Annotated in this window: 22 protein-coding genes and 1 tRNA gene; 14 read left to right on the top strand and 9 right to left on the bottom strand. The window is 70.2% G+C overall.

From position 1 onward, the window contains the following. Window positions 1–146: 146 nt before the first annotated feature. A complete protein-coding gene (locus tag ACWC21_RS20065; protein ID WP_450883592.1) occupies window positions 147–878 on the bottom strand; it encodes a maleate cis-trans isomerase family protein in 732 nt (243 codons plus the stop codon). Between the two features lie 121 nt (window positions 879–999). On the opposite strand from ACWC21_RS20065, the gene ehuB reads away from it, so the two are divergent. The 6 genes from ehuB (at window position 1,000) to ACWC21_RS20035 (ending at window position 5,207) form a co-directional block, all read left to right on the top strand. Next, the gene (ehuB, locus tag ACWC21_RS20060; protein ID WP_450883590.1) at window positions 1,000–1,917 is read left to right on the top strand and encodes an ectoine/hydroxyectoine ABC transporter substrate-binding protein EhuB; all 918 of its coding nucleotides are present in this window, start codon (window positions 1,000–1,002) and stop codon (window positions 1,915–1,917) included. Further along, entirely contained in the window at window positions 1,914–2,642 is a 729-nt protein-coding gene (gene ehuC, locus ACWC21_RS20055; RefSeq protein WP_450883588.1) for an ectoine/hydroxyectoine ABC transporter permease subunit EhuC, read from the top strand. The genes ehuB and ehuC overlap by 4 nt, the downstream gene beginning before the upstream one ends. Further along, entirely contained in the window at window positions 2,639–3,289 is a 651-nt protein-coding gene (gene ehuD, locus ACWC21_RS20050) for an ectoine/hydroxyectoine ABC transporter permease subunit EhuD (RefSeq protein ID WP_450883586.1), read from the top strand. Before ehuC ends, ehuD begins: the two co-directional genes overlap by 4 nt. A gap of 10 nt (window positions 3,290–3,299) precedes the next feature. Continuing rightward, window positions 3,300–4,082 carry an ectoine/hydroxyectoine ABC transporter ATP-binding protein EhuA gene (gene ehuA, locus ACWC21_RS20045; protein WP_450883584.1) on the top strand — a complete coding sequence of 261 codons (783 nt, stop codon included), beginning with the start codon at window positions 3,300–3,302 and terminating at the stop codon, window positions 4,080–4,082. A 206-nt stretch (window positions 4,083–4,288) separates the two neighbouring features. Next, complete coding sequence (locus ACWC21_RS20040) at window positions 4,289–5,047, top strand: IclR family transcriptional regulator (protein WP_450883582.1); 759 nt, start codon at window positions 4,289–4,291, stop codon at window positions 5,045–5,047. A gap of 86 nt (window positions 5,048–5,133) precedes the next feature. After that, window positions 5,134–5,207: transfer RNA gene (locus ACWC21_RS20035), tRNA-Lys, on the top strand. 135 nt (window positions 5,208–5,342) lie between these two features. Here ACWC21_RS20035 and ACWC21_RS20030 read toward each other — a convergent pair. Together ACWC21_RS20030 and ACWC21_RS20025 are read right to left on the bottom strand one after the other, a co-directional pair. Then, window positions 5,343–7,016, bottom strand: coding sequence for an AMP-binding protein (locus ACWC21_RS20030; RefSeq protein WP_450883580.1), 1,674 nt, complete (start codon window positions 7,014–7,016; stop codon window positions 5,343–5,345). Window positions 7,017–7,063: 47 nt separating this feature from the next. Further along, on the bottom strand, window positions 7,064–8,638 hold the full coding sequence (locus ACWC21_RS20025; protein WP_450883578.1) for a protein kinase domain-containing protein: 1,575 nt from the start codon (window positions 8,636–8,638) through the stop codon (window positions 7,064–7,066). A 423-nt stretch (window positions 8,639–9,061) separates the two neighbouring features. Here ACWC21_RS20025 and ACWC21_RS20020 point away from each other — a divergent pair, with 423 nt between their 5' ends. The 5 genes from ACWC21_RS20020 to ACWC21_RS20000 are packed head-to-tail and all read left to right on the top strand — an operon-like array spanning window position 9,062 to window position 13,798. After that, entirely contained in the window at window positions 9,062–10,204 is a 1,143-nt protein-coding gene (locus ACWC21_RS20020) for a type III polyketide synthase (protein ID WP_450883576.1), read from the top strand. 5 nt (window positions 10,205–10,209) lie between these two features. Further along, the gene (locus ACWC21_RS20015; RefSeq protein ID WP_450883574.1) at window positions 10,210–11,169 is read left to right on the top strand and encodes an aldo/keto reductase; all 960 of its coding nucleotides are present in this window, start codon (window positions 10,210–10,212) and stop codon (window positions 11,167–11,169) included. After that, a complete protein-coding gene (locus ACWC21_RS20010) occupies window positions 11,166–11,585 on the top strand; it encodes a nuclear transport factor 2 family protein (RefSeq protein ID WP_450883572.1) in 420 nt (139 codons plus the stop codon). The genes ACWC21_RS20015 and ACWC21_RS20010 overlap by 4 nt, the downstream gene beginning before the upstream one ends. Window positions 11,586–11,641: 56 nt before the next feature. Beyond that, window positions 11,642–12,835: a cytochrome P450 gene (locus ACWC21_RS20005; RefSeq protein WP_450883570.1), complete on the top strand. Its 1,194-nt coding sequence runs from the start codon at window positions 11,642–11,644 to the stop codon at window positions 12,833–12,835. A gap of 51 nt (window positions 12,836–12,886) precedes the next feature. Next, complete coding sequence (locus ACWC21_RS20000; RefSeq protein ID WP_450883568.1) at window positions 12,887–13,798, top strand: LLM class flavin-dependent oxidoreductase; 912 nt, start codon at window positions 12,887–12,889, stop codon at window positions 13,796–13,798. A gap of 21 nt (window positions 13,799–13,819) precedes the next feature. On the opposite strand, the gene ACWC21_RS19995 is transcribed toward ACWC21_RS20000, so the two are convergent. Both ACWC21_RS19995 and ACWC21_RS19990 read right to left on the bottom strand, forming a co-directional pair. Beyond that, window positions 13,820–14,005, bottom strand: a complete 186-nt coding sequence (locus ACWC21_RS19995; RefSeq protein WP_450883566.1) for a hypothetical protein — start codon at window positions 14,003–14,005, stop codon at window positions 13,820–13,822. 46 nt (window positions 14,006–14,051) lie between these two features. Continuing rightward, the gene (locus ACWC21_RS19990; RefSeq protein ID WP_450883564.1) at window positions 14,052–14,963 is read right to left on the bottom strand and encodes a hypothetical protein; all 912 of its coding nucleotides are present in this window, start codon (window positions 14,961–14,963) and stop codon (window positions 14,052–14,054) included. Window positions 14,964–15,286: 323 nt separating this feature from the next. Here ACWC21_RS19990 and ACWC21_RS19985 point away from each other — a divergent pair, with 323 nt between their 5' ends. Continuing rightward, window positions 15,287–16,165 carry a helix-turn-helix transcriptional regulator gene (locus tag ACWC21_RS19985; protein ID WP_450883562.1) on the top strand — a complete coding sequence of 293 codons (879 nt, stop codon included), beginning with the start codon at window positions 15,287–15,289 and terminating at the stop codon, window positions 16,163–16,165. Window positions 16,166–16,241: 76 nt separating this feature from the next. Here the strand turns inward: ACWC21_RS19985 and ACWC21_RS19980 are convergent, their stop codons facing one another. The 3 genes from ACWC21_RS19980 to ACWC21_RS19970 all read right to left on the bottom strand — a co-directional run bounded on the left by ACWC21_RS19980 (window position 16,242) and on the right by ACWC21_RS19970 (window position 18,203). After that, the gene (locus ACWC21_RS19980; RefSeq protein ID WP_450883560.1) at window positions 16,242–17,051 is read right to left on the bottom strand and encodes an SDR family oxidoreductase; all 810 of its coding nucleotides are present in this window, start codon (window positions 17,049–17,051) and stop codon (window positions 16,242–16,244) included. A gap of 218 nt (window positions 17,052–17,269) precedes the next feature. Further along, on the bottom strand, window positions 17,270–17,629 hold the full coding sequence (locus ACWC21_RS19975; protein WP_450883558.1) for a DoxX family protein: 360 nt from the start codon (window positions 17,627–17,629) through the stop codon (window positions 17,270–17,272). A gap of 79 nt (window positions 17,630–17,708) precedes the next feature. Next, window positions 17,709–18,203 (bottom strand): cupin domain-containing protein, encoded by a 495-nt coding sequence (locus ACWC21_RS19970; protein WP_450883556.1) that lies wholly within the window; start codon window positions 18,201–18,203, stop codon window positions 17,709–17,711. A gap of 81 nt (window positions 18,204–18,284) precedes the next feature. Here ACWC21_RS19970 and ACWC21_RS19965 point away from each other — a divergent pair, with 81 nt between their 5' ends. Next, the gene (locus ACWC21_RS19965) at window positions 18,285–19,136 is read left to right on the top strand and encodes a LysR substrate-binding domain-containing protein (protein ID WP_450883554.1); all 852 of its coding nucleotides are present in this window, start codon (window positions 18,285–18,287) and stop codon (window positions 19,134–19,136) included. 145 nt (window positions 19,137–19,281) lie between these two features. On the opposite strand, the gene ACWC21_RS19960 is transcribed toward ACWC21_RS19965, so the two are convergent. Next, a complete protein-coding gene (locus ACWC21_RS19960) occupies window positions 19,282–19,860 on the bottom strand; it encodes a TetR/AcrR family transcriptional regulator (RefSeq protein ID WP_450883552.1) in 579 nt (192 codons plus the stop codon). 88 nt (window positions 19,861–19,948) lie between these two features. Between ACWC21_RS19960 and ACWC21_RS19955 the strand changes: the two genes are divergently transcribed. Continuing rightward, window positions 19,949–20,433 (top strand): NAD-dependent epimerase/dehydratase family protein (locus ACWC21_RS19955; protein WP_450883550.1); only part of this gene is annotated, 485 nt, incomplete at its 3' end.

Here is a 20,433-nt window from a genome sequence, read left to right as displayed (position 1 = left end):
CGCAGCCCCGCCGGGGTCTGGGGCGGAGCCCCAGGGCGGGGACCTTCCAGTCGGCCGTCATGGGCGGGTGGGTGGGAAACCCCGGGGTCCAGGGGCGCAGCCCCTGGCGGGGTCTGGGGCGGAGCCCCGGGGCCGGCAACCTGATGTCACGCCTGCACGATCGGCTCCCGGGTGAACAGCGCCCCCAGCTCCGGCGCGTTGACCCGCCGGTCGGCCAGCCGCAGCCCCTCCCACACCGTCACCTGGTTGGCCGTGAGCACCGGCTTGCCGAGCGCCTCCTCGAGCAGCGGGACGTGAGCCGCGGTGTGCAGCGCGGTGTCCGGCAGCACCACCGCATCCGCTCCGGGGACGTCCGCCGCCCGGGCCAGCGCCAGCGTCTCCGCCTCGCCCCACCCCGCCACCTCCTGCGCCGTCACGGCCCCGGCGGCCCGCACCCCGGCCACCTCCACGCCGCCGGCCCGCAGAAAGTCCGAGAACAGTCCCGCCACCTCCTCCGGATACGGCGCCGCGACGGCCACCCGGCGCGCCCCCAGCTCCCGCACCGCGTGCACGAAGGCGAAGGAGGTGGAGGAGGCCGGCATGCCCGCCACCCGGGCGAGGGAGCGCACCTGCTCGTGGGCGCCCTTCCAGCCGGAGACGAAGCTGCCGCTGGTGGACGCCCACACCACCGCCTCCGCACCCGACAGACGCAGCCCTTCCACCCCTTTCGCGAGCCGCTCGGGCGAGCCCATCTCCCGCAGCGCGTCCAGCCGGTGGCTGTCCTCCCCGGTCTCGGTGTGGACCAGGTCCACCCGGACGTCACTGCCGAGGAGCTGCTCGATGCGCGGGTAGTCGTCCTCGGCGAAGTGCCCCGGGTAGAGGATTCCGAGTGCGGTCATGTCCTGCCCTCCTGCGGTTCTTCCGGCAAGCGTTACGGGTACCCCGCCGGGGCGTCGTACCGCCGTAGGGGCGTGAAAACCGTGGCGCATAAGTGGCTTGCGTCTGGGTAGCCGCGCCGCCATGGCTCCACCACTCGGGTATGACGATCACACAAGCGGATACGAACGCAGACACACCCGCCGTTCGGTGCTCGCGGGCCTCGCGGCGGCCGGCGCACTGGGCGCGGCGGGCTGCACACGCGTGGCGACGGCGGCCGGCACGAACGGCGGCGAACTGCTCGACCGGCTCCGTGGCCAGGGCGTCGTACGCCTCGGCATCGCGGGCGAGATCCCCTTCGGGTACATCGACAAGAACGGGCGGCTGACCGGTGAGGCACCGGAGTTGGCGCGGGTGATCTTCAAGCGGCTCGGGGTGGACCGGGTGCAGCCCGTGCCCACGGAGTTCGGCTCGCTCATCCCCGGCCTGAACTCCCAGCAGTTCGACGTCGTGGCCGCCGGGATGTACGTCAATCCCGAGCGCTGCAAGCAGGTGATCTTCGCGGACCCCGACTACCAGATGCTCGACTCCTTCATCGTGCGCAAGGGCAACCCCAAGGGCCTGCACAGCTACAAGGACTGCGTGGCGAAGAAGGCGAAGTTCGCCACCGGAACCGGATACGCCGAGATCCAGTACGCCGTGGACGCGGGGTACAAGGAGAGCGACATCCTGATCGTCCCGGACCAGGTCGCCGGACTGAACGCGGTGGAGGCCGGACGCGTCGACGTGTTCGCCGGCACCGCCCTCACCACCCGCGAGGTGGTGAAGAAATCGGCCAAGGCGGAGGCCACCAAACCCTTCGCGCCGCTCGTCGACGGCAAACCGCACGTGGACGGCGGCGCGTTCGCGTTCCGGCCGACCGAGACCAGGCTCCGGGACGCCTTCAACGTCGAACTGCGCAAGCTGAAGAAGAGCGGGGAGCTGTTCCGCATCCTGCGGCCGTTCGGCTTCACCAAGGCCGAGATGACCGATCTCACCGCGAAGGAGCTGTGCGGCGGATGACCCCGGGGCTCTGGAAACTCGTACTCGAGGGAGTCTGGACCACGGTCCAGCTCCTGGTGTTCAGCGCGCTGCTGGCCGCGGCCGTCTCCTTCGCCGTGGGCCTGGCGCGCACCCACCGGCTGTGGATCGTCCGGTTCGTCGCCGGCTTCTACACCGAGGTGTTCCGCGGCACCTCGGCCCTGGTGATGATCTTCTGGGTGTTCTTCGTGCTGCCGATCGCCTTCGGCTGGCAGCTGGTGCCCATGTGGGCCGGCACGCTGGCGCTCGGGCTCACCTACGGGGCCTACGGCTCGGAGATCGTGCGCGGTGCGCTGAACGCGGTCGACCCGGCCCAGCTGGAGGGCGGCATCGCGCTCAGCTTCACGCCCTGGCAGCGGCTGCGGCTGATCCTGCTGCCGCAGGCGGTGCCGGAGACCATCCCGTCGTTCTGCAACCTGCTGATCGAGCTGCTCAAGGGCACCGCGCTGGTGTCCGTCATGGGCATGGGCGACCTGACCTTCAGCGCCAACCTGGTGCGGCTGGCCCTCCAGCAGAGCGCGGAGATCTACACGTACGTCCTGCTGATCTACTTCGCGATCGCCTTCGTGCTGACCCGGTTGATGCGGGTCCTGGAGAAGCGGCTGAGGGCCGGGATCGGCAAGGGCCCGGACACGGAGACGACGGCGCGTGAGCGCAAGCGCGCGCAGACGGCCGGCGTGGGAGCCGCGAGCGGAGGTGCCGCATGAAGTGGGACTTTGGTGCCGTCAGCGGATTCATGCCGCGCTTCGGGGACGGCCTGGTGGTCACCCTCCAGGCGCTGGTCCTCGGCTCGCTGCTCTCCTTCGCGCTGGGTCTGGTGTGGACGCTGCTCATGCGGACGCCGACCCGCTGGGTGCGCTGGCCGGTGGGGGTCGTCACCGAGTTCGTCCGCAACACCCCGCTGCTGGTGCAGCTGTTCTTCCTCTTCTACGTGCTGCCCGAGTGGGGACTGACGTTCTCGGCGATGGCCACCGGCGTCTTCGCGATCGGCCTGCACTACTCGACCTACACGATGCAGGTCTACCGGGCCGGCATCGAGGCGGTGCCCGTCGGCCAGTGGGAGGCCGCGACGGCACTGAACCTGCCCCGGCGGCACACCTGGACGGCGGTGATCCTGCCGCAGGCGATCCGCCGCGTCGTCCCCGCCCTCGGCAACTACGTGATCTCGATGCTCAAGGACACGCCGATGCTGATGGTGATCACCGTGCTGGAGATGCTCGGCCAGGCGCGGCTCTACTCCCAGCAGCACTTCCAGTTCACCGAGCCCCTCACGGTGATCGGCGTGGCCTTCATCCTCATCTCCTATCTGGCCTCCCTTCTCCTGCGAACCCTGGAGCGACGCCTTGTCCGCTGACACCCCCCTGATGAAAGAACCGGAGTCCGGCACCCGTGCCAACCCGCCCGCGGACGGGGGCGAGCTGATCCGGCTCGACGGGATCACCAAGCGGTTCGGGACGAACACCGTGCTCGACCAGCTGGACTTCTCCGTCGACGCCGGCAAGCACGTCACCCTGATCGGCCCCTCCGGATCCGGCAAGACCACGATCCTGCGGCTGCTGATGACGCTGACCAAGCCGGACGCGGGCACGATCACCGTCGACGGGGAGCAGCTCTTCCCGGCGTCCGAGAAGCAGGTGCGGGAGATCCGCAAGAAGATCGGGATGGTGTTCCAGCAGTTCAACCTGTTCCCGAACATGACCGTGCTGCGCAACATCACCGAGGCCCCGGTGACCGTGCTCGGCATGTCCAAGGACGAGGCGGAGGCGCGGGCCGAGGAGCTGCTGGAGCTGGTGGGCCTGGCCGACAAGCGCGACGCCCGGCCGACGCAGCTGTCCGGCGGTCAGCAGCAGCGGGTCGCGATCGCCCGGGCGCTGGCGATGCGGCCCAAGGTGCTGCTCCTGGACGAGGTGACCTCCGCGCTCGACCCGGAGCTGGTCGCGGGTGTGCTCGACGTGCTCAGGGACATCGCGAGGTCCACCGACATCACGATGCTCTGTGTGACCCACGAGATGGGCTTCGCCCGGGACATCTCCGACCAGGTACTGATGTTCGACGGCGGGCGGATCATCGAGTCCGGGCCGCCGGAGCAGATGTTCAACGCCCCGGAACGGGACCGGACCCGGGAATTTCTCAGCGCGGTCCTCTGACTACACCAAGTGAACGCACCATCCCCCGAGGTCCCGACGTCGTAGCATGACTGCGGCATATGCCAATGAGCCTGCGCCGCAGTTGGGAGGCCACACGCGGGCCACTTTCTCGGCAACAACCGCTCCCCCTGCACCTCTTGCCGGTTATCGTGATAGGGATCCGCCGTCCGGATCGCGGCCCACAGAGCGAGCGCAGGGGGAACACCGTGGCGCTGAAGCACGAGCCGACCGCCCCGTACCACTCCGCCCAGGACGCCCTGCGCGTCCTGGAGACCGTGGCACGCCACACCACCGGGGTGACCGACACCGAACTGGCCCGCCACACCCGTCTGGGACCCGAACGCCTGACCGCCCTGCTGCGCATGCTGCGCCGCGAGGGATACGTGGAGCAGGTCGCCGACGGGGCGTACGTCACCGGGGCGGCCCTCACCCGCCTCTGCTCGGCCCACGACCGCGAGGGTGCGCTGCGCGAGAAACTGCAGCACACCCTCGACCGGCTGCGCGACTCGGTCGGCGCGGCCGTCTACATCAGCCGGTACCTGGACGGAGAGGTCAAGGTCACCCAGTACGCGGACAGCCCGGCCACGCCCGCGGTCAACGAGTGGGTCGACTTCCGCTACTCCGCCCACGCCACCGCGGTCGGCAAGAGCCTGCTCACCCAGCTCGACCACAACGCCCGGCGCGACCACCTCTCCCGCCACAAGATGGCCCGCCTGACCTCGCGCACCATCACCAGCGACAAGCTGCTGCTCTCCCGTCTGGAGTCCCAGCCGCCGACGGTGCCCGTCCTGGACCTCCAGGAGTACGCGGTCGGCACGGTCTGCGCGGCGGTCCCGATCACGGCGGGCGCCTCGGTGGGCTGCCTCGCGTTGTCGCTCCCGGTCGAGCACGCCCACCGGCTGCGCCAGGCCGCGGACGCCCTCAACCGGAACGCGGCGCCGGTACTGCTGTCGCTGGCGATCTAGCACGGCCCACCTGGTCACGAGCACCCCTCGGGACCGGGTAGTATTTTCTTCGTCGCCGACCGCGGAAAGCGGAAGGCGGGAGTCATGCGCCGCTAGCTCAGTTGGTTAGAGCAGCTGACTCTTAATCAGCGGGTCCGGGGTTCGAGTCCCTGGCGGCGCACGATGACGATGGCGACCTGTGTCCGCGGAAAGCGCGGACACAGGTCGCCATCGTCGTGTCTGCGCGGCCTCGCCGCGCGTTGTGGGGGCTCCGCCACCCACACCCCCCACGCTCCACGCGGCCGGGGTCTCCCGCTCACCTGTTCAGCAGCTCCTCCCGCCCCTGCTCCCGGTACCGCTGGACCAGCCCGGCGATGTCGTCCTCCGTCAGCCTGCGGTACGCGCCCTCGCCGGGCGGCCGCCACCACACCGGATCGCCGCACCGGAAGCCCTCCCGTCTGAGGCCCGCCCGCCGGATCTTGTTGGTGGCGGTCACCGGCATCCGCTCCACCACCCGCACGAACCGGGGCGCCATCTTGGTGCCCAGGTCGGGCTGGGCGAGCAGGAACCCGGCGAAGGCCAGGGGGTCGAAGTGCCCCGCCAGGGTCGCCATCACCTGGTCCCCGGCCACCGGGTCCGGCACCGCGTACACGGCGACGGCGCGCGCGCCCTCGTACCGGGCGAGGATGTTCTCGATCACCGCGGCCGCCAGGTTCTCGCTGTCCACGCGGAGCCGGTCGTCGGCCCGCCCGGCGAAGTAGAGGTAGCCGTCGGCGTCCCGGTAGAAGAGGTCGCCGGTCCAGTAGCAGCCTCCCCCACTCTCGGCTTCGCTCCGGGGGGACCCCCATCCGCGCCGCTCGGCCTCCGCCTCGGGGTTGCGCCAGTAGCCCTCGAAGGGGTTCGGGGCCCGGTTGACCAGCTCCCCTATGGCCGTGTCCCCGTTCAGCAGCCGCCCGGCGTCGTCGAAGACGGCCGTCGGGCACTCCTCGCGGGTGTCCGGGTCGAGGACGACCAGGCCCGGTGCCGCCCGCCCCACCGCGCCGGACGGTGTGCCCGGCGACCACTGGATCGCGGCCCCGCCCTCCGAGGAGCCGTACCCCTCCACCAGCCGCACCCCGAACCGCCGCTGGAAGGCCGCCGCGTCCACCGCCCCGGCCTCCGTGCCGAAGCCGAGGCGCAGCGGGTTGTCCCGGTCGTCGGGGCGTGGCTCGGTGGCCAGGAGGTACTGCACCGCCCGGCCGACATAGGTGAAGTACGTCGCCCGGTACCGGCGCACGTCCGCCAGGAAGCCCGACGCCGAGAACCGCCGTCTGAGCGCCACCCCGGCCCCCGCGGCCAGCGCGGGCGCCCAGTCGGCGATCACCGCGTTGCCGTGGAACATCGGCATGCAGATGTAGTGCACGTCGTCCGGGCGCACCGCGAACTGTCCGGCGAGGGACTCCCCCGCGGCGGCCAGCCGGCCCTGGGAGCAGATCGCCGCCTTGGGGGCGCCGGTGGAGCCGGAGGTGAAGTAGAGGAGCAGCCGGTGGGCCGGGGTGGCGCGGGACGGGTCGGGTACGGCGCCGGCGTAGGGGGCGAGCAGGGCGTCGTACTCCGGGGTGCCGGTGACCAGGAGGCGCACCCCGGGAAGGTCGAGTCCGCCGAGGAGCGGCAGGTGGGCGCGCTCGGTGACCAGGACCGGGCACTCGGTGTGCAGGATGTCGCGGGCCAGCTCGGGGCCCCGGCGGGTGGGGTTGATCCCGGCGACCGCCGCGCCGGCCAGGGCGGCCGCGCCGAGCCACAGCGGGAACTCCGGGGTGTTGTCGAGCAGCACGCCGATGTGCGGTTCGGCGCGCGGCGGCAGCAGGTCGGCCAGGAGGGCCGCGCGGGCCGCCGCCCCGGCCGCGACCGCGTGGTGGGTCAGCACCTGCTCCTCGCACCACAGCCCCGGCCGGTGGTCGCCCCACCGCGCCGCGATCAGCTCGGCGACCGTGCGCTGCCTGAGGTCCATGACCAGCAAGGTAGTTGACGAATCGTCAGGTGTGGAGGGCTGCGGCGTCAGTCCTGCGTCCCCGCCGCCCAGAACACCGTGTCACCGGACTTGATCACAACGTTTCCGTCGGTCTGGAACACAAGGACCGCCCCCTGGTGGCCATCGGTCAGCGATGCCCAGATCGCTTGCCCCTGGCTGTTGTAGACGACCAGGTTGCCGTCCGACTGGAAGCGGGCGGAGTTGCCGTCGCCCCGGGTCAGCGAAGCCCAGCGCGCCTTGCCGTCCTGGTCGTAGATCACCAGGTTGCCGTCCTTCTGCATGACCAGAGTCCTGGCCCCGGCCCCCACCGACTCTCCTGCCGCCAGTTCGAACGTGGCCTGTACGGTCTTGAGCGCCCCGCCCGCCGGCTGCGGCTCCGGGGCCGGGGCAGACTCCGTGCTGCCGGCGGTCGCGGGGCTACTGGCGGTCGCGGGGCTACTGGCGGTCGCGGTGCTACTGGCGGTCGCCGAGGCGGCGGAGCGGGACGATCCCCCGTGCTTGGACGGGGGCGGCTCGGCCGCGGAACGGTGCGAACCGAAGGGGACGGCGGCCACCACGGCCGCCACGACCGCGGCCGCGGCGACGGCCGTGGTCAGCAGCCAGGCGGCCCGACGGCGCCTGCCGGGCTCGGCCGGGGCGGCTGCCCCTGGCAGCGGTTCCTGACCGGCGGGAAGCGTCTCGGAGTCGTGGGCCAGGTCGACCACGGTGCGTGCGGCGTGCTCGGCGTCGCTCACACTTCCGGCGAGAGCCGTGGGGCATTCCTGGGGCCAGGACCCGATCCGGCCGCCGGTCTCCGCCAGCCATCCGCTCAGCCGGTCCGCGGTCGGGCGCTCGGCGGGGTCCTTCGCCAGGCACGCGCTCAGCAGCGGCACCAGCGAAGGGTCGACGCCCGCGAGGTCGGGTTCCTCGTGGACCACTCGGTACAGCAGCGAGGCCGCGGAGATCTCCTCCCCCGCACGCGCGAAGGGGCTGCGCCCGGTCGCGGCGTACACCAGCAGGGCGGCCAGCGAGAACATGTCCGCGGGTGCTGCGGCGACGCCGCCGACAGCCTGGTCCGGTGCGAGGAATCCGGGGGAGCCGACGGAGACACCGACCCGGGTGTGCCTGCTGTCGTCGGCGGCCCGTGCGACACCGAAGTCGATCAACCGTGGACGGTCGCGTGCCAGCAGGACGTTCCCGGGCTTGATGTCCCGGTGTGCGAGGCCGGCCTGGTGCACGGCCCGCACGGCGCCGCACAGTTCGGCGGCGAGCGAGAGCAACGCGGGCCGCGGCAGCGGTCCATGGGCCGAGACCCAGTCGGCGAGCGACGGCGCGGGCACGTACTCGGTGGCCAGCCACTGCGGGCGCTGACCCGGGGCACTGTAGTCCACGACGGTCACGGTCCACGGGGAACGGACGCGGTCGCTGTTACGTATCTCGCGGGCGAACCGCTCCTCGAATCCCGGATCGGAACTGAGATCGTCGCGGATCGTCTTCAGCGCGAGCAGCCGACCCGAAGCCGTACGGGACAAGAACACCTGCCCCATGCCGCCCGCGCCGAGCCGGCCGAGTATCGGATAACCGCCTATGGACGTCGGGACCGAAGGCTCAAGGTTGTTCATGACGACTTTTCCCCGGGAGTGTGCATCAGCGCCCGAACCGTGCGCTGGACGTCGACTGCATATTGCCGAACCTGGCTGTCCACTGTCGTTCAGCAGCTGAGTGGCCCCACGGAAATGTGGCTTGGGCCCAGCTTCTCGGCTCTCGCTTCTGCCCGTGAAGGCAGGGAGACCGTACAGCTCAGGCCAGTCGCACAGTCCGGACGATGCGGACCCTAGCATGAGCGGGCGCTGAGGTTTTATCTTTGCCTTTCCCTACTTCTTCTTCCTGTACACCGGGGCACAGAAGGCCGCCGATATAGCCGCTATTTACCCGGTTCCTGGCACTCTTGGGAAAACCCAGCGTCCAGTTGTGCCCGTCCGGATCACTATTGTTCTCGCCCGAAACGCTTTCCCACGGTTCCAAAAAGCGAATGGTGCAGCTTCATGGCTCCTACCCTGTGCAGGCCGGCGCTCTGGTTACCCGAGAACACGATCAGCCTGGAAGAAACGCTGAACCTGTGCCGCACACTGCACGGCAGTCACGAGAAACTCCGCACGGTTCTCAGGATGATCGAGAACACCGGAGTGCAAAAGCGGCATATCGTCCAGCCGATCGATGCCACACTCCGGCACCCCGGGGTGGAGGCGCGCACGGAGATCTACCAGCGGGAGACCCGGCGCAATCTGCCGGGAGTCGTGGACGAGGCCCTGCGCTCCGCGGGCCTCGGCAGGAATGACATCGATGCCATCGTGTACGTCTCCTGCACGGGCTTCACGATGCCGCCCATGACGACGTGGATGATCAACGAGCTCGGTTTCCGCAGTGACGTCCGCCAGATCCCGATGGCGCAGCTCGGCTGTGCGGCCGGCGGCGCCGCCGTGAACCGGGCCCACGATTTCTGCCTGGCCTACCCCGACGCCAACGTGCTCGTCGTGACGAGTGAGTTCTGTTCACTGTGCTACCAGCCGACGGACTCCGACGTGGGGACGCTCCTGTCCAACGGCCTGTTCGGTGACGCGATCGCCGCTGCCGTCGTGCGCGGCGAGGGCGGCACCGGAATGACCCTGAGCCGGAACTCCGCCTACCTGGTGCCCGACACCGAGGACTGGATCTCCTACCGGGTCAAGGACACGGGCTTCCACTTCCAGCTCGACCGACGGGTGCCCGGGACGATGTCCATGATCGCCCCGGCCCTGAGCCGGTTCGCCAAGGAGCAGGACTGGGACGTCTCCTCTCTCGACTTCTACGTCGTCCACGCCGGCGGGCCCCGCATCCTGGACGACCTGTCGGATCTGCTCGGCGTGCCGGCCGACGCCTTCCGGCACAGCAGGGGCGTGCTGTCGGACTACGGAAACATCGCGTCCGCCGTCGTACTCGCCGTGCTCCAGCGCTTCTTCGACGACGGGAGCATCCCGGACGGCGGCCGTGGCATGGTCGCGGGCTTCGGTCCCGGCATCACCGCGGAGATCGCGCTGGGCACCTGGACGGCTCCGGCGGAGCGGGGAGGAACCGGCGGGGCGACGGCACAGGCGCACCACGGCCCCGGACAGACCGCATCCTTCCGTCCCGCACCGATTGCCAGGTGAATTCCATGACCACGGGAACAGCAGCCACTTCACCCTCGATGACCTGGTCCATCGGCGACCGTGTCGTCCATCGCATGGGTTATGGCGCCATGCACCTCACCGGGCCGGGCATGTGGGGACCTCCGGAGGACCCGGAGGCGGCCAAGGCCCTGCTCCGGACTGCCGTGCACGAGCTGGGTGTCACCTTCATCGACACCGCGGACTCGTACGGCCCCGCCTTCAACGAACAGATCATCCGCGAAGCCCTGCACCCCTACCCGGACGACCTGACCATCTGCACCAAGGGGGGAATGCTGCGGTCGGGCCCGAACGACTGGGGACACGGCCCCGGCACCAAGCCCTACATCGTCGGCCTCGGCCGTCCCGCCTACCTGCGGCAGCAGGTCGAGCTGAGCCTGCGGAACCTCGGGCTCGACTGCATCGACCTCTACCAGTTGCACCGCATCGACCCCGTGGTCCCCCTGGCCGACCAGCTGGGGGAGCTGGCCACCCTGCGCGAACAGGGAAAGATCCGGTACATCGGGTTGTCCGGCCAGCCGGGCATCACGCTCGAGCAGCTCGACGCCGCGTGCGCGATCACCGACATCCACGCCGTCGAGAGCCTGTACAACATCGCGGACCGCGAGAGCGACGCCATGGTCGACATCACGCGAGAGCGCGGGATCGCCTTCATCCCGTGGTTCCCCTTGGGGCACGGCGATCTCGTCGGTCCCACGAGCGAGTTGGCACAGGTGGCGGCCCAGCTCGGCGTCACGAGCGCGCAGTTGTGCCTCGCCTGGCTGCTCCGCCGGTCACCGAACATCCTGCTCATCCCCGGCACCACCTCCGTCGCACACCTGCGGCAGAACGTCGCGGCGCAGGACGTACGCCTGTCCGAGTCCGAATGGGACTCGATCGAGGCGACAGCCGAGAAGATCACCAACTGGCGCCCGGAACCGTCAGGCACAGAGGAGTCCGTAGCATGACCACGAACAGCACGGCGGTCGGCAGTGGTATCGAGGCGCTGGGGCACGAGGAGAACTGCCGGATTCTCCGCTACATCTACGAAGACTTCGACCGGCTCGCCGAGACGGCGTCCGACGACATCGTCCTGCACCCCGCGGGGCGCCGCTCCCAGGACGACGACATCCACGGACTGGCGAAAGCCCTCGAACACGAACGCGCCCTCTTGGCGGCCACCGGGGGGACGCTGTTCATGGATGTGCAGTACATAACTGCCAACGAATACTTCGGAACGGTCATGGGACTGATCCGGGCCAAGGTGCCCGCCGACGTGGTCATGCCCTTCTGCGGACTGTGGCGCTTCGCCGACGGGAAGCTGGTCGAGCACTGGGAGAACCCCTTCTCCGCGGCTGAGCTCGCAGGCCGGCTGAAGCACTGATCCGGCACCGCCGATCCGCGACGAGCCCCCTGAAACCCTCAACGAGCGGACAGGACATGGAACCCTCCGAGCAATTCCCGAAGTGCCCGTTCCCCCACGTCGACGGCCTCGCACTGGAACCACAGCTGCGCCATCTCCTGTACGACCAGCCGAACTCCAAGGTGAGTCTGGACTACGGCGAGGGCGGCGCCTGGATCATCACTCGCTACGAGGAAGTGAAGCGAGTCACCACGGACCGGCGTTTCAGTCGCGCGGCCCTGGTGGGACTCGACTTCGAGCGCATCACCCCCCGGCCGATCGCGCCCCCGGGGTCGATCTTCGTACAGGACCCTCCGGCGCACCGGCCGATGCGATCGGCACTGGCAGGCTCGTTCGGGCCGAGGGCGTTGGACCGCATGCGCGTGCAGATCCAGCGGACCGTCGACGACCTGCTGGAAGCGATGGAGGCCGTCGGCCGACCTGCCGACTTCATGTCGACGGTGGCCGGCCCGCTGCCGACCAGGATCATCTGTCAGGTGCTGGCCATCCCGGACGACGACGAAGCCTGGTTGACGGAACAGGTCGGTGCTCTCAAGAAGATCGGCCCGTCCCACGAGACGACGGCGCGGACAGCCCAGAAGGCGCTGCACTCCTATGTCGTCTCCCTGGTCGACCGGCGGAGACAGGACCCCGGCACGGATCTCGTGTCGTCGCTCACCGTCGGTTCCGAGGAGGAGCGGCTGACCGACGACGAGCTCGTTTCGCTGGTCATCTCCCTGATCCTCACGGGGCATGACAACGTCACGAACGAACTGGGCGACATCGTCTTCACCCTACTGTCCGACGAGGAGTTGATGCGGCAGGCACAGGCCGACTTCTCCGCGACGTTCGAAGAGCTGCTCCGGTACATACCGTTCCGGCGTGGCGTCGGTACACCACGTGTCGCTCTCGAGGACGTCACGGTCGGCGACAAGACGATCAAGTCCGGGGACGTCGTGCACGTTTCCTACATGGCGGCGAACCGGGACCCCGAGAAGTTCCCGGATCCGGATGACATACAGCCGGACCGCCCCAAGGTCCCTCACATGGCGTTCGGATGGGGAACGCATCGTTGCCCCGCCGAGCCGCTGGCACGGCTGGAGATCGAGACCGCCCTGAAGGCTCTCCTCGCGAGGTTTCCCGGCCTGAAACTGGCTGTGCCCCCGCATGAGATCGAGTGGCAGAGGGAGAACGTCAACAGACTGCCGTTGCGTCTTCCCGTCGCCTGGTAGGCCCGCACGCCGGCGTGCCGGAATGCTCGCAGGAAAGGAATGTCCGCACTCGTGCAGCTAGGGTTGGGCCTGCCTCATTACAGCCGCGACGCCACACCGGCCAGGCTCGTCGCCTTCGCCCAGCGCGCCGAAACACTGGGATACGGCTCGCTGTGGGCACTCGAGCGCCTGCTCCGCCCCCTCGAGCCACACAGTCTCCCGCGGAAAGGCACGTACCCGACGTCGTCTGACGCCCACATTTTCGACCCGATCGAGACGCTGACCTACATCGCGGCCCACACACGCGCCATTCGTCTCGGCACCAGCGCGGTCGACGTCCTGTTCCACATTCCCGTGGTCCTCGCGCGGCGGCTGTCGACGCTGGACCATTTCAGTGGCGGACGGCTCCTCGCCGGCCTGGGACAGGGGTGGTCCGCCGACGACTTCGAAGCCGCATGCGTCCCGATGCGGAGTCGTGGCGACGATCTCGCCGGGTTCATCGAAGCACTACAGGCCGACTGGGGCCCCGATCCGGTGAGTTCTCAAGGACACTGTCACCGCACACCCGCGGTGGAGGTCGGCCCGAAGCCGCTGCAACGGGGCGGGATACCGATCCTCGTCTCAGTCGTGCCCCGGTCGGACGCCCTCGTCGAGCGGGCCGGCCGCATGGGGCTCGGTCTGCATCCCGTGATCCATGACTGGAAGACCCTGGAACACCAGCTCGTACTCTTCCGGGAAGCGGCTCCCGTCGGTGGCCGGCCCGGCCCCGTCGTCGTCCGGGTGAACGCCCCCGTCACCGAAGCCCCCCTCGACGACGCCGGGCGCGGGCCGTTGTCCGGATCCGTGGGCCAGGTAGCAGCAGACCTGCACCGCGCCGCCGAGCTCGGCGTCGACCACGTCGTGTGGGACCTCACCGCTGCCCACGTCCCCTACGAAGTCCAGCTCCGCCTCCTGGAGCCGCTGATCGCCGCCAGGCCCGAGTGATCACTCGCCGTCGGGCCCGGTCTACTCGGACGAGAGTCCGCGACGCCCCAGGGCGGAGGACGCGACGGAACCCCGCTTCCTGTCCGTCCCTTCCGTCGGCCCCCCTGCCGTCCAGGCCTCCCAGAGCAGGGTCCTGATCGCCTCCTCCGACTCCTCGGGGGCATCGAGTTCGGTCTCCTCGCCCGGGACTGCCGCTCGTTCGTCCATGTCCGTCTCTCCGTCGGTCTGTTCTTCTCCGGGCATGAGCCGCGGTTCAGGGAGCGGGGTGCCTGCCGGTCCGTGACGTGACGATCAGTCCGGGGGGCCGCGCCCGCGGACCGGCGGCCACGGAGGCGACCGGCAGGAACCGGTGCGCCGTACGCGAGCCGGCCGTCATCCGCTCCAGGTCGGCCAGCGTGCTCTCGTCCAGCCACGTGGCTGCGTCCTCGCCGGCGTCACCGGGCCGGTGCCCGGCCGGCTCCGGCGGGAACAGTTCGCGCAGCAGCACGAGGGGCTGCCGCCCGTCGATCACCCGCAGCACCTTGAACCGCGTGCCGGGCAGGAAGATCAGCTGCTCCGGGGCGTGCGGGGCGACCGCCGCGGTACGTCGTGCGGTCAGCGACCACACGACGAAGCCGGGTCCGCCCGCACGCAGCGCGGCCGCCGATGACGAGGCCGCCCAGAAGCCCTGCTCCGTGACGTACCGGTTCTCGCGGTACCACTCCGTCACCGGTCCGACCGTGCTGGTGCGTACGATCGCCGGACCGCGGTAGGAGGCCAGCCGGCGCAGCCCCGAGGCGAGGCACCGGGCGAGGGACAGGTGCCCGCCGGCCGTCCCCCCGGACAACGCCTCGTCGAGTTTCTCCCACTCCTCGGCCAGATACAGGTGGACGGCCGCCAGGTCGGCGAGCACGTTGACACGGTCGTGACGGATGCCGCCCGCAGGACCCGGGGACTGGGTCGGCGCCCGTACCGCGTCGGCCATCGCCTCGCGGAACCGGTCTCCGTACGTGCGCCACAACCGGAGCCGGTCCAAGGCGATGCCCCGTCCACCCGTCGGGACGATCCGCGCGGCGGCGTCCGGTACGGGCTGCACCCGGTATCCGGCACCGCCGGGCGTCCGCAGCGGTGCGGCCACCGAGCACACGTCCCGTTCGCGGCCAGGGGGCGAGTCAAGGATGCTCATCGCGTTCTCCCGGGAGTTCTCGGGTAACCGGTGCGCACCCCGGAAGGCCACCGTCCCCGCAGCAGGGGCACCCGCTGGAAGGACCGTGCCGGATGGCACCGCCGGTGACTCTAGGAGCGGGTTCGCGCTTCGTGGCGGGCCACTGAGCGAAAGCGGCACGGAAGGACCGCGGGTCTTCCCGTCTGTACCGACACCTCCGGCTGCCGAGCGGAGCGTGCGGGCGGAGCGGGCACGGCCGGCGTGAGTGCCTGCTCGGGCAACGCCGGTCGTCGGGGTACCAGCAGTACCTCCCTCCGTCTGCACGACCGGCTTACAGTGCGGAAATGGCTATGAAGGATCTACGCACCGAGATCCGGGAGTTTCTGAGCTCGCGTCGCGCCCGCATCGCACCCGAGCGGTCAGGCCTGACCGCCTACGGCGGCAACCGTCGGGTCAAGGGTCTGCGCCGCGAAGAAGTAGCGCTATTGGCAGGGGTGTCGGTCGACTACTACGTGCGCATGGAACGCGGCAGCCTCGCTGGTACTTCCGACGGCGTGCTCGAGGCGTTGGCCTCCGCCCTGCAACTCGACGAGGCGGAGCGCGAGCACCTGTTCCACCTCGCGCGCCGATCCGACGCGCCCAGCGGCACACGCCGGCGGAGTCCTGCCGTGACGGTGCGCTCGACGCTGCGGCAGGTGCTCGACGCGATCTCCGATGCGCCGGCCCTGATCGGTAACGGCCGTTGTGACGTGCTCGCCATGAACCGACTCGCTCGCGCGCTGTATTCACCGATGCCGGTCGACTCGCGGCGGCCCCCGAACACGGCGCGGTTCGTCTATCTGCACCCCGAGGCGGCCCAGGAGTTCTTCGTCGACTACGACCGAATCGCCGGCACCATGGCCGCGAAGCTCCGCATGGAAGCCGGCCGCAATCCACGCGACGGGGAGCTGATCGCCCTGGTCGGCGAACTGTCGACGTGCAGTGAGCTGTTCCGGCAGCGGTGGGCATCCCAGGACGTGCGGCTGCACCGGTCCGGCCGCAAGCGTCTGCGCCATCCGATCGTGGGCCGGCTCGACTTGGACGTCGAGCCCCTCGAACTGGGCTCCGAACCCGGCCTGTACCTGAACGTCTACACCGCCGCCGCGGGCACACCGACCGCTGACGGTCTGGCGCTACTGGCGTCGTGGGCGGCCACCCGACAGACGACGGCCACCGAGATCTAGGCACTGACGGATGGGCGGTTCGTGACGACGTCGTCGTCGCGGTCCGTCGGCCGCCGGCAAAGGCTCGCGCCGACGCCTAGGGGGTGCCCGTCGCGGTCGTCGCGATGCCGCCGTCCACCGGGATGATGGTGCCCGTCAGGTAGGACCCGGCCCGGCCGGCGAGAAACACGGCGATACCCGCCATGTCGTCGTCGCGGCCGAGCCGGCGCAGAGGGGCCGCCGCCGCGATCGTGTCGCCGACGGCATCGAGCGTGGGCCCCGTCATCTGCGACGGGAACACTCCCGGTGCTACCGCGTTCACCGTGACGTGCTGTGGGCCCAGCTCTCGGGCAAGCACTCTGGTGAGTTGATGGAGTGCCGCCTTGCTGCTGGCGTACGAGTAGTTGGGCGCCTGGGCGACGTGCACGCCCCCGGCGATACTGCCGATGTTGATGATCCGCGCGGGATCGTCGGCGGTGCCCGCCCTGCGAAGTGCGGGCAGCAGCGCCTGCACCAGCCAGAACGGCGACTTGAGGTTGAGGTCGAGCACTGCGTCCCAGGCCTCGTCCGGGAACGTCTCCAGCGGCTCGCGCCACATCGCTCCCGCGTTGTTGACGAGGATGTCCAGGCGTTCCGAGTCGCCCTTGACGAGATCAGCGAGGCGCTGGCACTCGTCGTGCCTGGACAGGTCGGCGGGGATTGCCCGAACGTCGCCGAATTCGGACAGCAGACGCTGTGCCTCCGCGCACGTGTCCGCATTGCGTGAGCTGATGACGACGTGGGCGCCCGCCTGAAGAAGGCCGCGGGCCATCATCAACCCGATACCTCTGGTGCCGCCGGTGACAAGTGCGTACTTCCCCCTCAGCTCGAAAAGGTCTGCGTGAGTGGTGGAATGGTTGTCCGCCATGGGTCTTCGTCTCTTCTGTGGTGGAAGCATGTGCTGCCACGGTCGCGCGCCCGGGTGCAGCTGAATCGGACTGACGGGGGGCGCCTGGGGCGGCTTCCCGGGCGGCCGCCGTGCGCGTCTCCGCCTCGAACAGGTTGGCAGGCGCCCTGGGCGTCCGGGAGACCCTGGTGATCCGGGTACGGTGAGAGCCCCCCTTGCCCGGTGCGCCGGCCGTGCGATCACAGCTGGGTGGCCAACCAGACGGTCGCGGCCGCGGTGGCGGTGAGTGCGACGTTGAGTGTGATCCGGCGGTCTTCGCCGGTCAGGTGAACGGCGATCGCACCGGTCTGCAGGAGCACGAAGCCGATGGCCGCGGCCGACGCCAGCCACGGGGCGGTACCGGTCAGCGGTGGCAGGATCAGACCGGTCGCGCCGAGTATTTCGACCGCTCCCAGCGCCCTGACGGCGGGAAGGGGCATGCGGTCGACCCAAGCCATCATCGGCCGGAGTTGATCGCGGCTGCGGATCACCTTCAGCGTGCCTGCGTAGGAGTAGAAGAGCGCGAGCAGTCCCGCGACGATCCAATAGGCGATGTTCATGGTTCCCGTTCACGGGCCCCCGATGGCGGGGGCCTGTCGGTTGTAAGGAGTGCGGCCGGGCCGTTCCGTCCCGCCGGCTTCAGGCGAGGTCGGTGGCGGGCCGTGTCGCGTAGCGGCTCATCGCGTCGAGGTTGGCCTGGGGCGTCAGCGGCCGGCCGTCGGCGAGCACCTCCTGAAGGTCCCGGAAGTACTGCAGGTACAGGTCGGGTGTGAAGGTGCTGAGCATGACGGCGGGTTGGTCGGTCAGGTTGGCGAAGGTGTGCGGGGTGCCGGGGGGGACCATGACGAGCGTGCCCGCGGTGGCGTCGTAGTCCTCGTCCCCGACGGTGAACCGCACGGTGCCGGAGAGGATGTAGAAGCCCTCGTCGTGTCGGCCGTGGCGGTGCTGCGGCGGACCCTGGGTGTGCGGGGCGAGGACGGACTCGGCGATCGCGAGGCGGTGCTCGGTGTGGCTGCCGTCCTCCAGCACGCGCATCCGCGTGGTGCCCAGGACGATCGTCTCGCCGTCGCGGGGACCCACCACCGATACGGCGGGGTCGGCCTGCGGCTCGCTGGTCTTCATTTCATCGGTCATGGTCAAGAGTCCACCGCCGGGACGTCGCCGGTGTCCAAGACCCCTTCCGCGGAGCTGATACCTCATGGGTATCGTTGCAGTGTGGAGCTACGGACCTTGCGCTACTTCGTGGCGGTCGCCGAGGAACTCCACTTCGGCCGGGCCGCCACCCGACTGCATATGAGTCAGCCGCCGCTGAGCCGGGCGATCAAGCAGTTGGAAGCCGAGGTCGGGGCTCTGCTCTTCGCCCGCTCGACGACCGGCGTCACGCTCACTCCGGTGGGCACGGTGCTGCTCGACGAGGCGCGGGCCCTGCTCGACCATGCCGACCGCGTCCGGGTACGCGTGAGCGCGGCAGCCGGCGTCGCGACCATCACCGTCGGCATCCTGGGCGACGGCACCGACCCGGGAGTGGCCAGGCTGGCCGCCGCCTACCGCCGGAGCCACCCCGGAGTCGACATCCGTATCCGCGACACCGATCTGACCGACCCGACGTGCGGACTGCGCGCCGGACTGGTCGACGTCGCCCTCACCCGGGCACCGTTCGACGAGACCGCCCTGACCGTGCGAGCGCTGCGGAGCGATCCGGTCGGCGTGGTCCTGCGCGCCGACGATCCACTGGCCCGCCGCGATGGGCTGCGGCTGGCCGAGCTGCGCGACCGCCGCTGGTTCCAGTTCCCGCAGGGCACCGACCCCGTCTGGCAGTCGTACTGGAACGGGGGGAGGCCGCGTGAGGGGCCAGTGGTGCGTGCCGTCCAGGAATGCCTGCAGGCCGTGCTGTGGAACGGCACGGTCGGCCTGGCCCCGCTCGGGCACGACCTGCCCGTGGAGTTCACCGTGGTGCCGCTGATCGACATGGCGCCCAGCCGAGTGGTGGCGGTGTGCAACGAACGAGACACCAATCCGCTGATCCGGTCGTTCATCGAGATCGCGACGGCCGCGTACCGCAACTGAGCACCGGCAACGGCGCTGCCGCGGCAGCCCCCGTGACCACCTCGGAAACGGTCTGAACCCGGTCGTGCGCATGGTCACACGGGAGAGCCCTCGTGGAGTACCACCGCCACGTCGTCCGCCTCGATGCCGGAGCGCAGAGTGCCGGTCAGCCCAGCGAGGCGCTCGCCGCGCGCAGTTCCTCCAGGGCCGCCAGGGTGTGCCCGGCGAGGTCGTCCTTGCCGTCACGGTCGCCCTCGGACCATCGGGCGTAGCCCCGTTTGAAGGCGAGGAGGCCCATCTCGCCCGCCAGGGCCGCGGTCGGGTCGGGTAGGCCGCGGGCGATCAGAGCGTTCGTCATCGCGGCCGCGAGGCTGACGCTCTTGAGGGCGTCACGCTCCTGGAGTTCGGCGCTGGCGGCGACGGCCGCCTTCAGGCGGGGCGCGAGCTCGCGGCTCATGGGGCCCATCGCGCTCGACGCGCGCTCCAGGCCGGCGGCGACCGCCTCGAGCGGGCCGGCGTCGGCGGGCGCGCCGGCGATCCCCTCGGACAGCAGCCGGCTCAGCGTCTCCTGTCCGGCCACCAGCAGCTCGCGCTTGTCGGGGAAGTGCCGGAAGAAGGTGCTCTTGGTGACTCCCGCCCGCTCGGCGATCTGCGCGACCGTCGTGGCGTCGTACCCCTGCTCGGTGAACAGGTCGACGGCAGCCACGACGAGGCGTTCGCGTGCGCCTGGTTCCCATCTGCCCATGGCCACCATCCTAAGTGATGGGACTCTTGTCCCATCACTGCGGTAGAGTGATGGGACAAGAGTCCCATCACTCCTGGGGGAGTTCTCCATGCGCGTTTTCGTCACCGGCGGCACCGGCCTGGTCGGTTCCGCTGTCGTCGCCGAACTGCTCGGCAACGGCCACAGCGTCCTCGCACTCGCCCGTTCCGACGCGTCCGCGCAGGCCGTGGAGGCGGCCGGGGCCGAGTCCCTCCGTGGCGGACTCGCCGACCTGGACGTCCTTCGCAGCGGCGCCGCCCGGACCGACGGGGTGATCCACCTCGCGTTCGACCACGACTTCAGCAGCGCCGACGCCGTCGCGAGGTCGGTCGCGGAGGAGAGTGCCGCACTCGCGGCCCTCGGCGAGGAACTCGTCGGCAGTGACCGCCCCCTCGTCGTCGTCTCGGGTACGCCCCTGGTGCCCGGCCGCGCCTCCACCGAGGCCGACCCGATGATGGCCGAGGGGCCGATCGGCGGCCGCGGTCGTACGGTCGCGTCGATCCTGGGCCTGGCCTCGCGCGGGGTCCGCAGCAGTGCCGTACGCCTGCCGCGCAC

The sequence above is a fragment of the Streptomyces sp. NPDC001348 genome (assembly GCF_053597535.1).
This window is presented reverse-complemented; position numbering and strand designations above follow the sequence as displayed.

What these genes read in the sequence shown, in the direction of transcription:
- ACWC21_RS20005 (WP_450883570.1), top strand. Translation starts at nt 11,642, where the DNA reads ATGGAACCCTCCGAGCAATTCCCGAAGTGCCCGTTCCCCCACGTCGAC.
- ACWC21_RS19990 (WP_450883564.1), bottom strand. Translation starts at nt 14,963, where the DNA reads ATGAGCATCCTTGACTCGCCCCCTGGCCGCGAACGGGACGTGTGCTCG.
- ACWC21_RS19970 (WP_450883556.1), bottom strand. Translation starts at nt 18,203, where the DNA reads ATGACCGATGAAATGAAGACCAGCGAGCCGCAGGCCGACCCCGCCGTA.
- ehuC (WP_450883588.1), top strand. Translation starts at nt 1,914, where the DNA reads ATGACCCCGGGGCTCTGGAAACTCGTACTCGAGGGAGTCTGGACCACG.
- ACWC21_RS20025 (WP_450883578.1), bottom strand. Translation starts at nt 8,638, where the DNA reads ATGAACAACCTTGAGCCTTCGGTCCCGACGTCCATAGGCGGTTATCCG.
- ACWC21_RS19975 (WP_450883558.1), bottom strand. Translation starts at nt 17,629, where the DNA reads ATGAACATCGCCTATTGGATCGTCGCGGGACTGCTCGCGCTCTTCTAC.
- ACWC21_RS19980 (WP_450883560.1), bottom strand. Translation starts at nt 17,051, where the DNA reads ATGGCGGACAACCATTCCACCACTCACGCAGACCTTTTCGAGCTGAGG.
- ACWC21_RS20065 (WP_450883592.1), bottom strand. Translation starts at nt 878, where the DNA reads ATGACCGCACTCGGAATCCTCTACCCGGGGCACTTCGCCGAGGACGAC.
- ACWC21_RS19995 (WP_450883566.1), bottom strand. Translation starts at nt 14,005, where the DNA reads ATGGACGAACGAGCGGCAGTCCCGGGCGAGGAGACCGAACTCGATGCC.
- ACWC21_RS19985 (WP_450883562.1), top strand. Translation starts at nt 15,287, where the DNA reads ATGGCTATGAAGGATCTACGCACCGAGATCCGGGAGTTTCTGAGCTCG.
- ehuB (WP_450883590.1), top strand. Translation starts at nt 1,000, where the DNA reads ATGGCTCCACCACTCGGGTATGACGATCACACAAGCGGATACGAACGC.
- ACWC21_RS19960 (WP_450883552.1), bottom strand. Translation starts at nt 19,860, where the DNA reads ATGGGCAGATGGGAACCAGGCGCACGCGAACGCCTCGTCGTGGCTGCC.
- ACWC21_RS20010 (WP_450883572.1), top strand. Translation starts at nt 11,166, where the DNA reads ATGACCACGAACAGCACGGCGGTCGGCAGTGGTATCGAGGCGCTGGGG.
- ACWC21_RS20015 (WP_450883574.1), top strand. Translation starts at nt 10,210, where the DNA reads ATGACCACGGGAACAGCAGCCACTTCACCCTCGATGACCTGGTCCATC.
- ehuD (WP_450883586.1), top strand. Translation starts at nt 2,639, where the DNA reads ATGAAGTGGGACTTTGGTGCCGTCAGCGGATTCATGCCGCGCTTCGGG.
- ACWC21_RS20020 (WP_450883576.1), top strand. Translation starts at nt 9,062, where the DNA reads ATGGCTCCTACCCTGTGCAGGCCGGCGCTCTGGTTACCCGAGAACACG.
- ehuA (WP_450883584.1), top strand. Translation starts at nt 3,300, where the DNA reads ATGAAAGAACCGGAGTCCGGCACCCGTGCCAACCCGCCCGCGGACGGG.
- ACWC21_RS20030 (WP_450883580.1), bottom strand. Translation starts at nt 7,016, where the DNA reads ATGGACCTCAGGCAGCGCACGGTCGCCGAGCTGATCGCGGCGCGGTGG.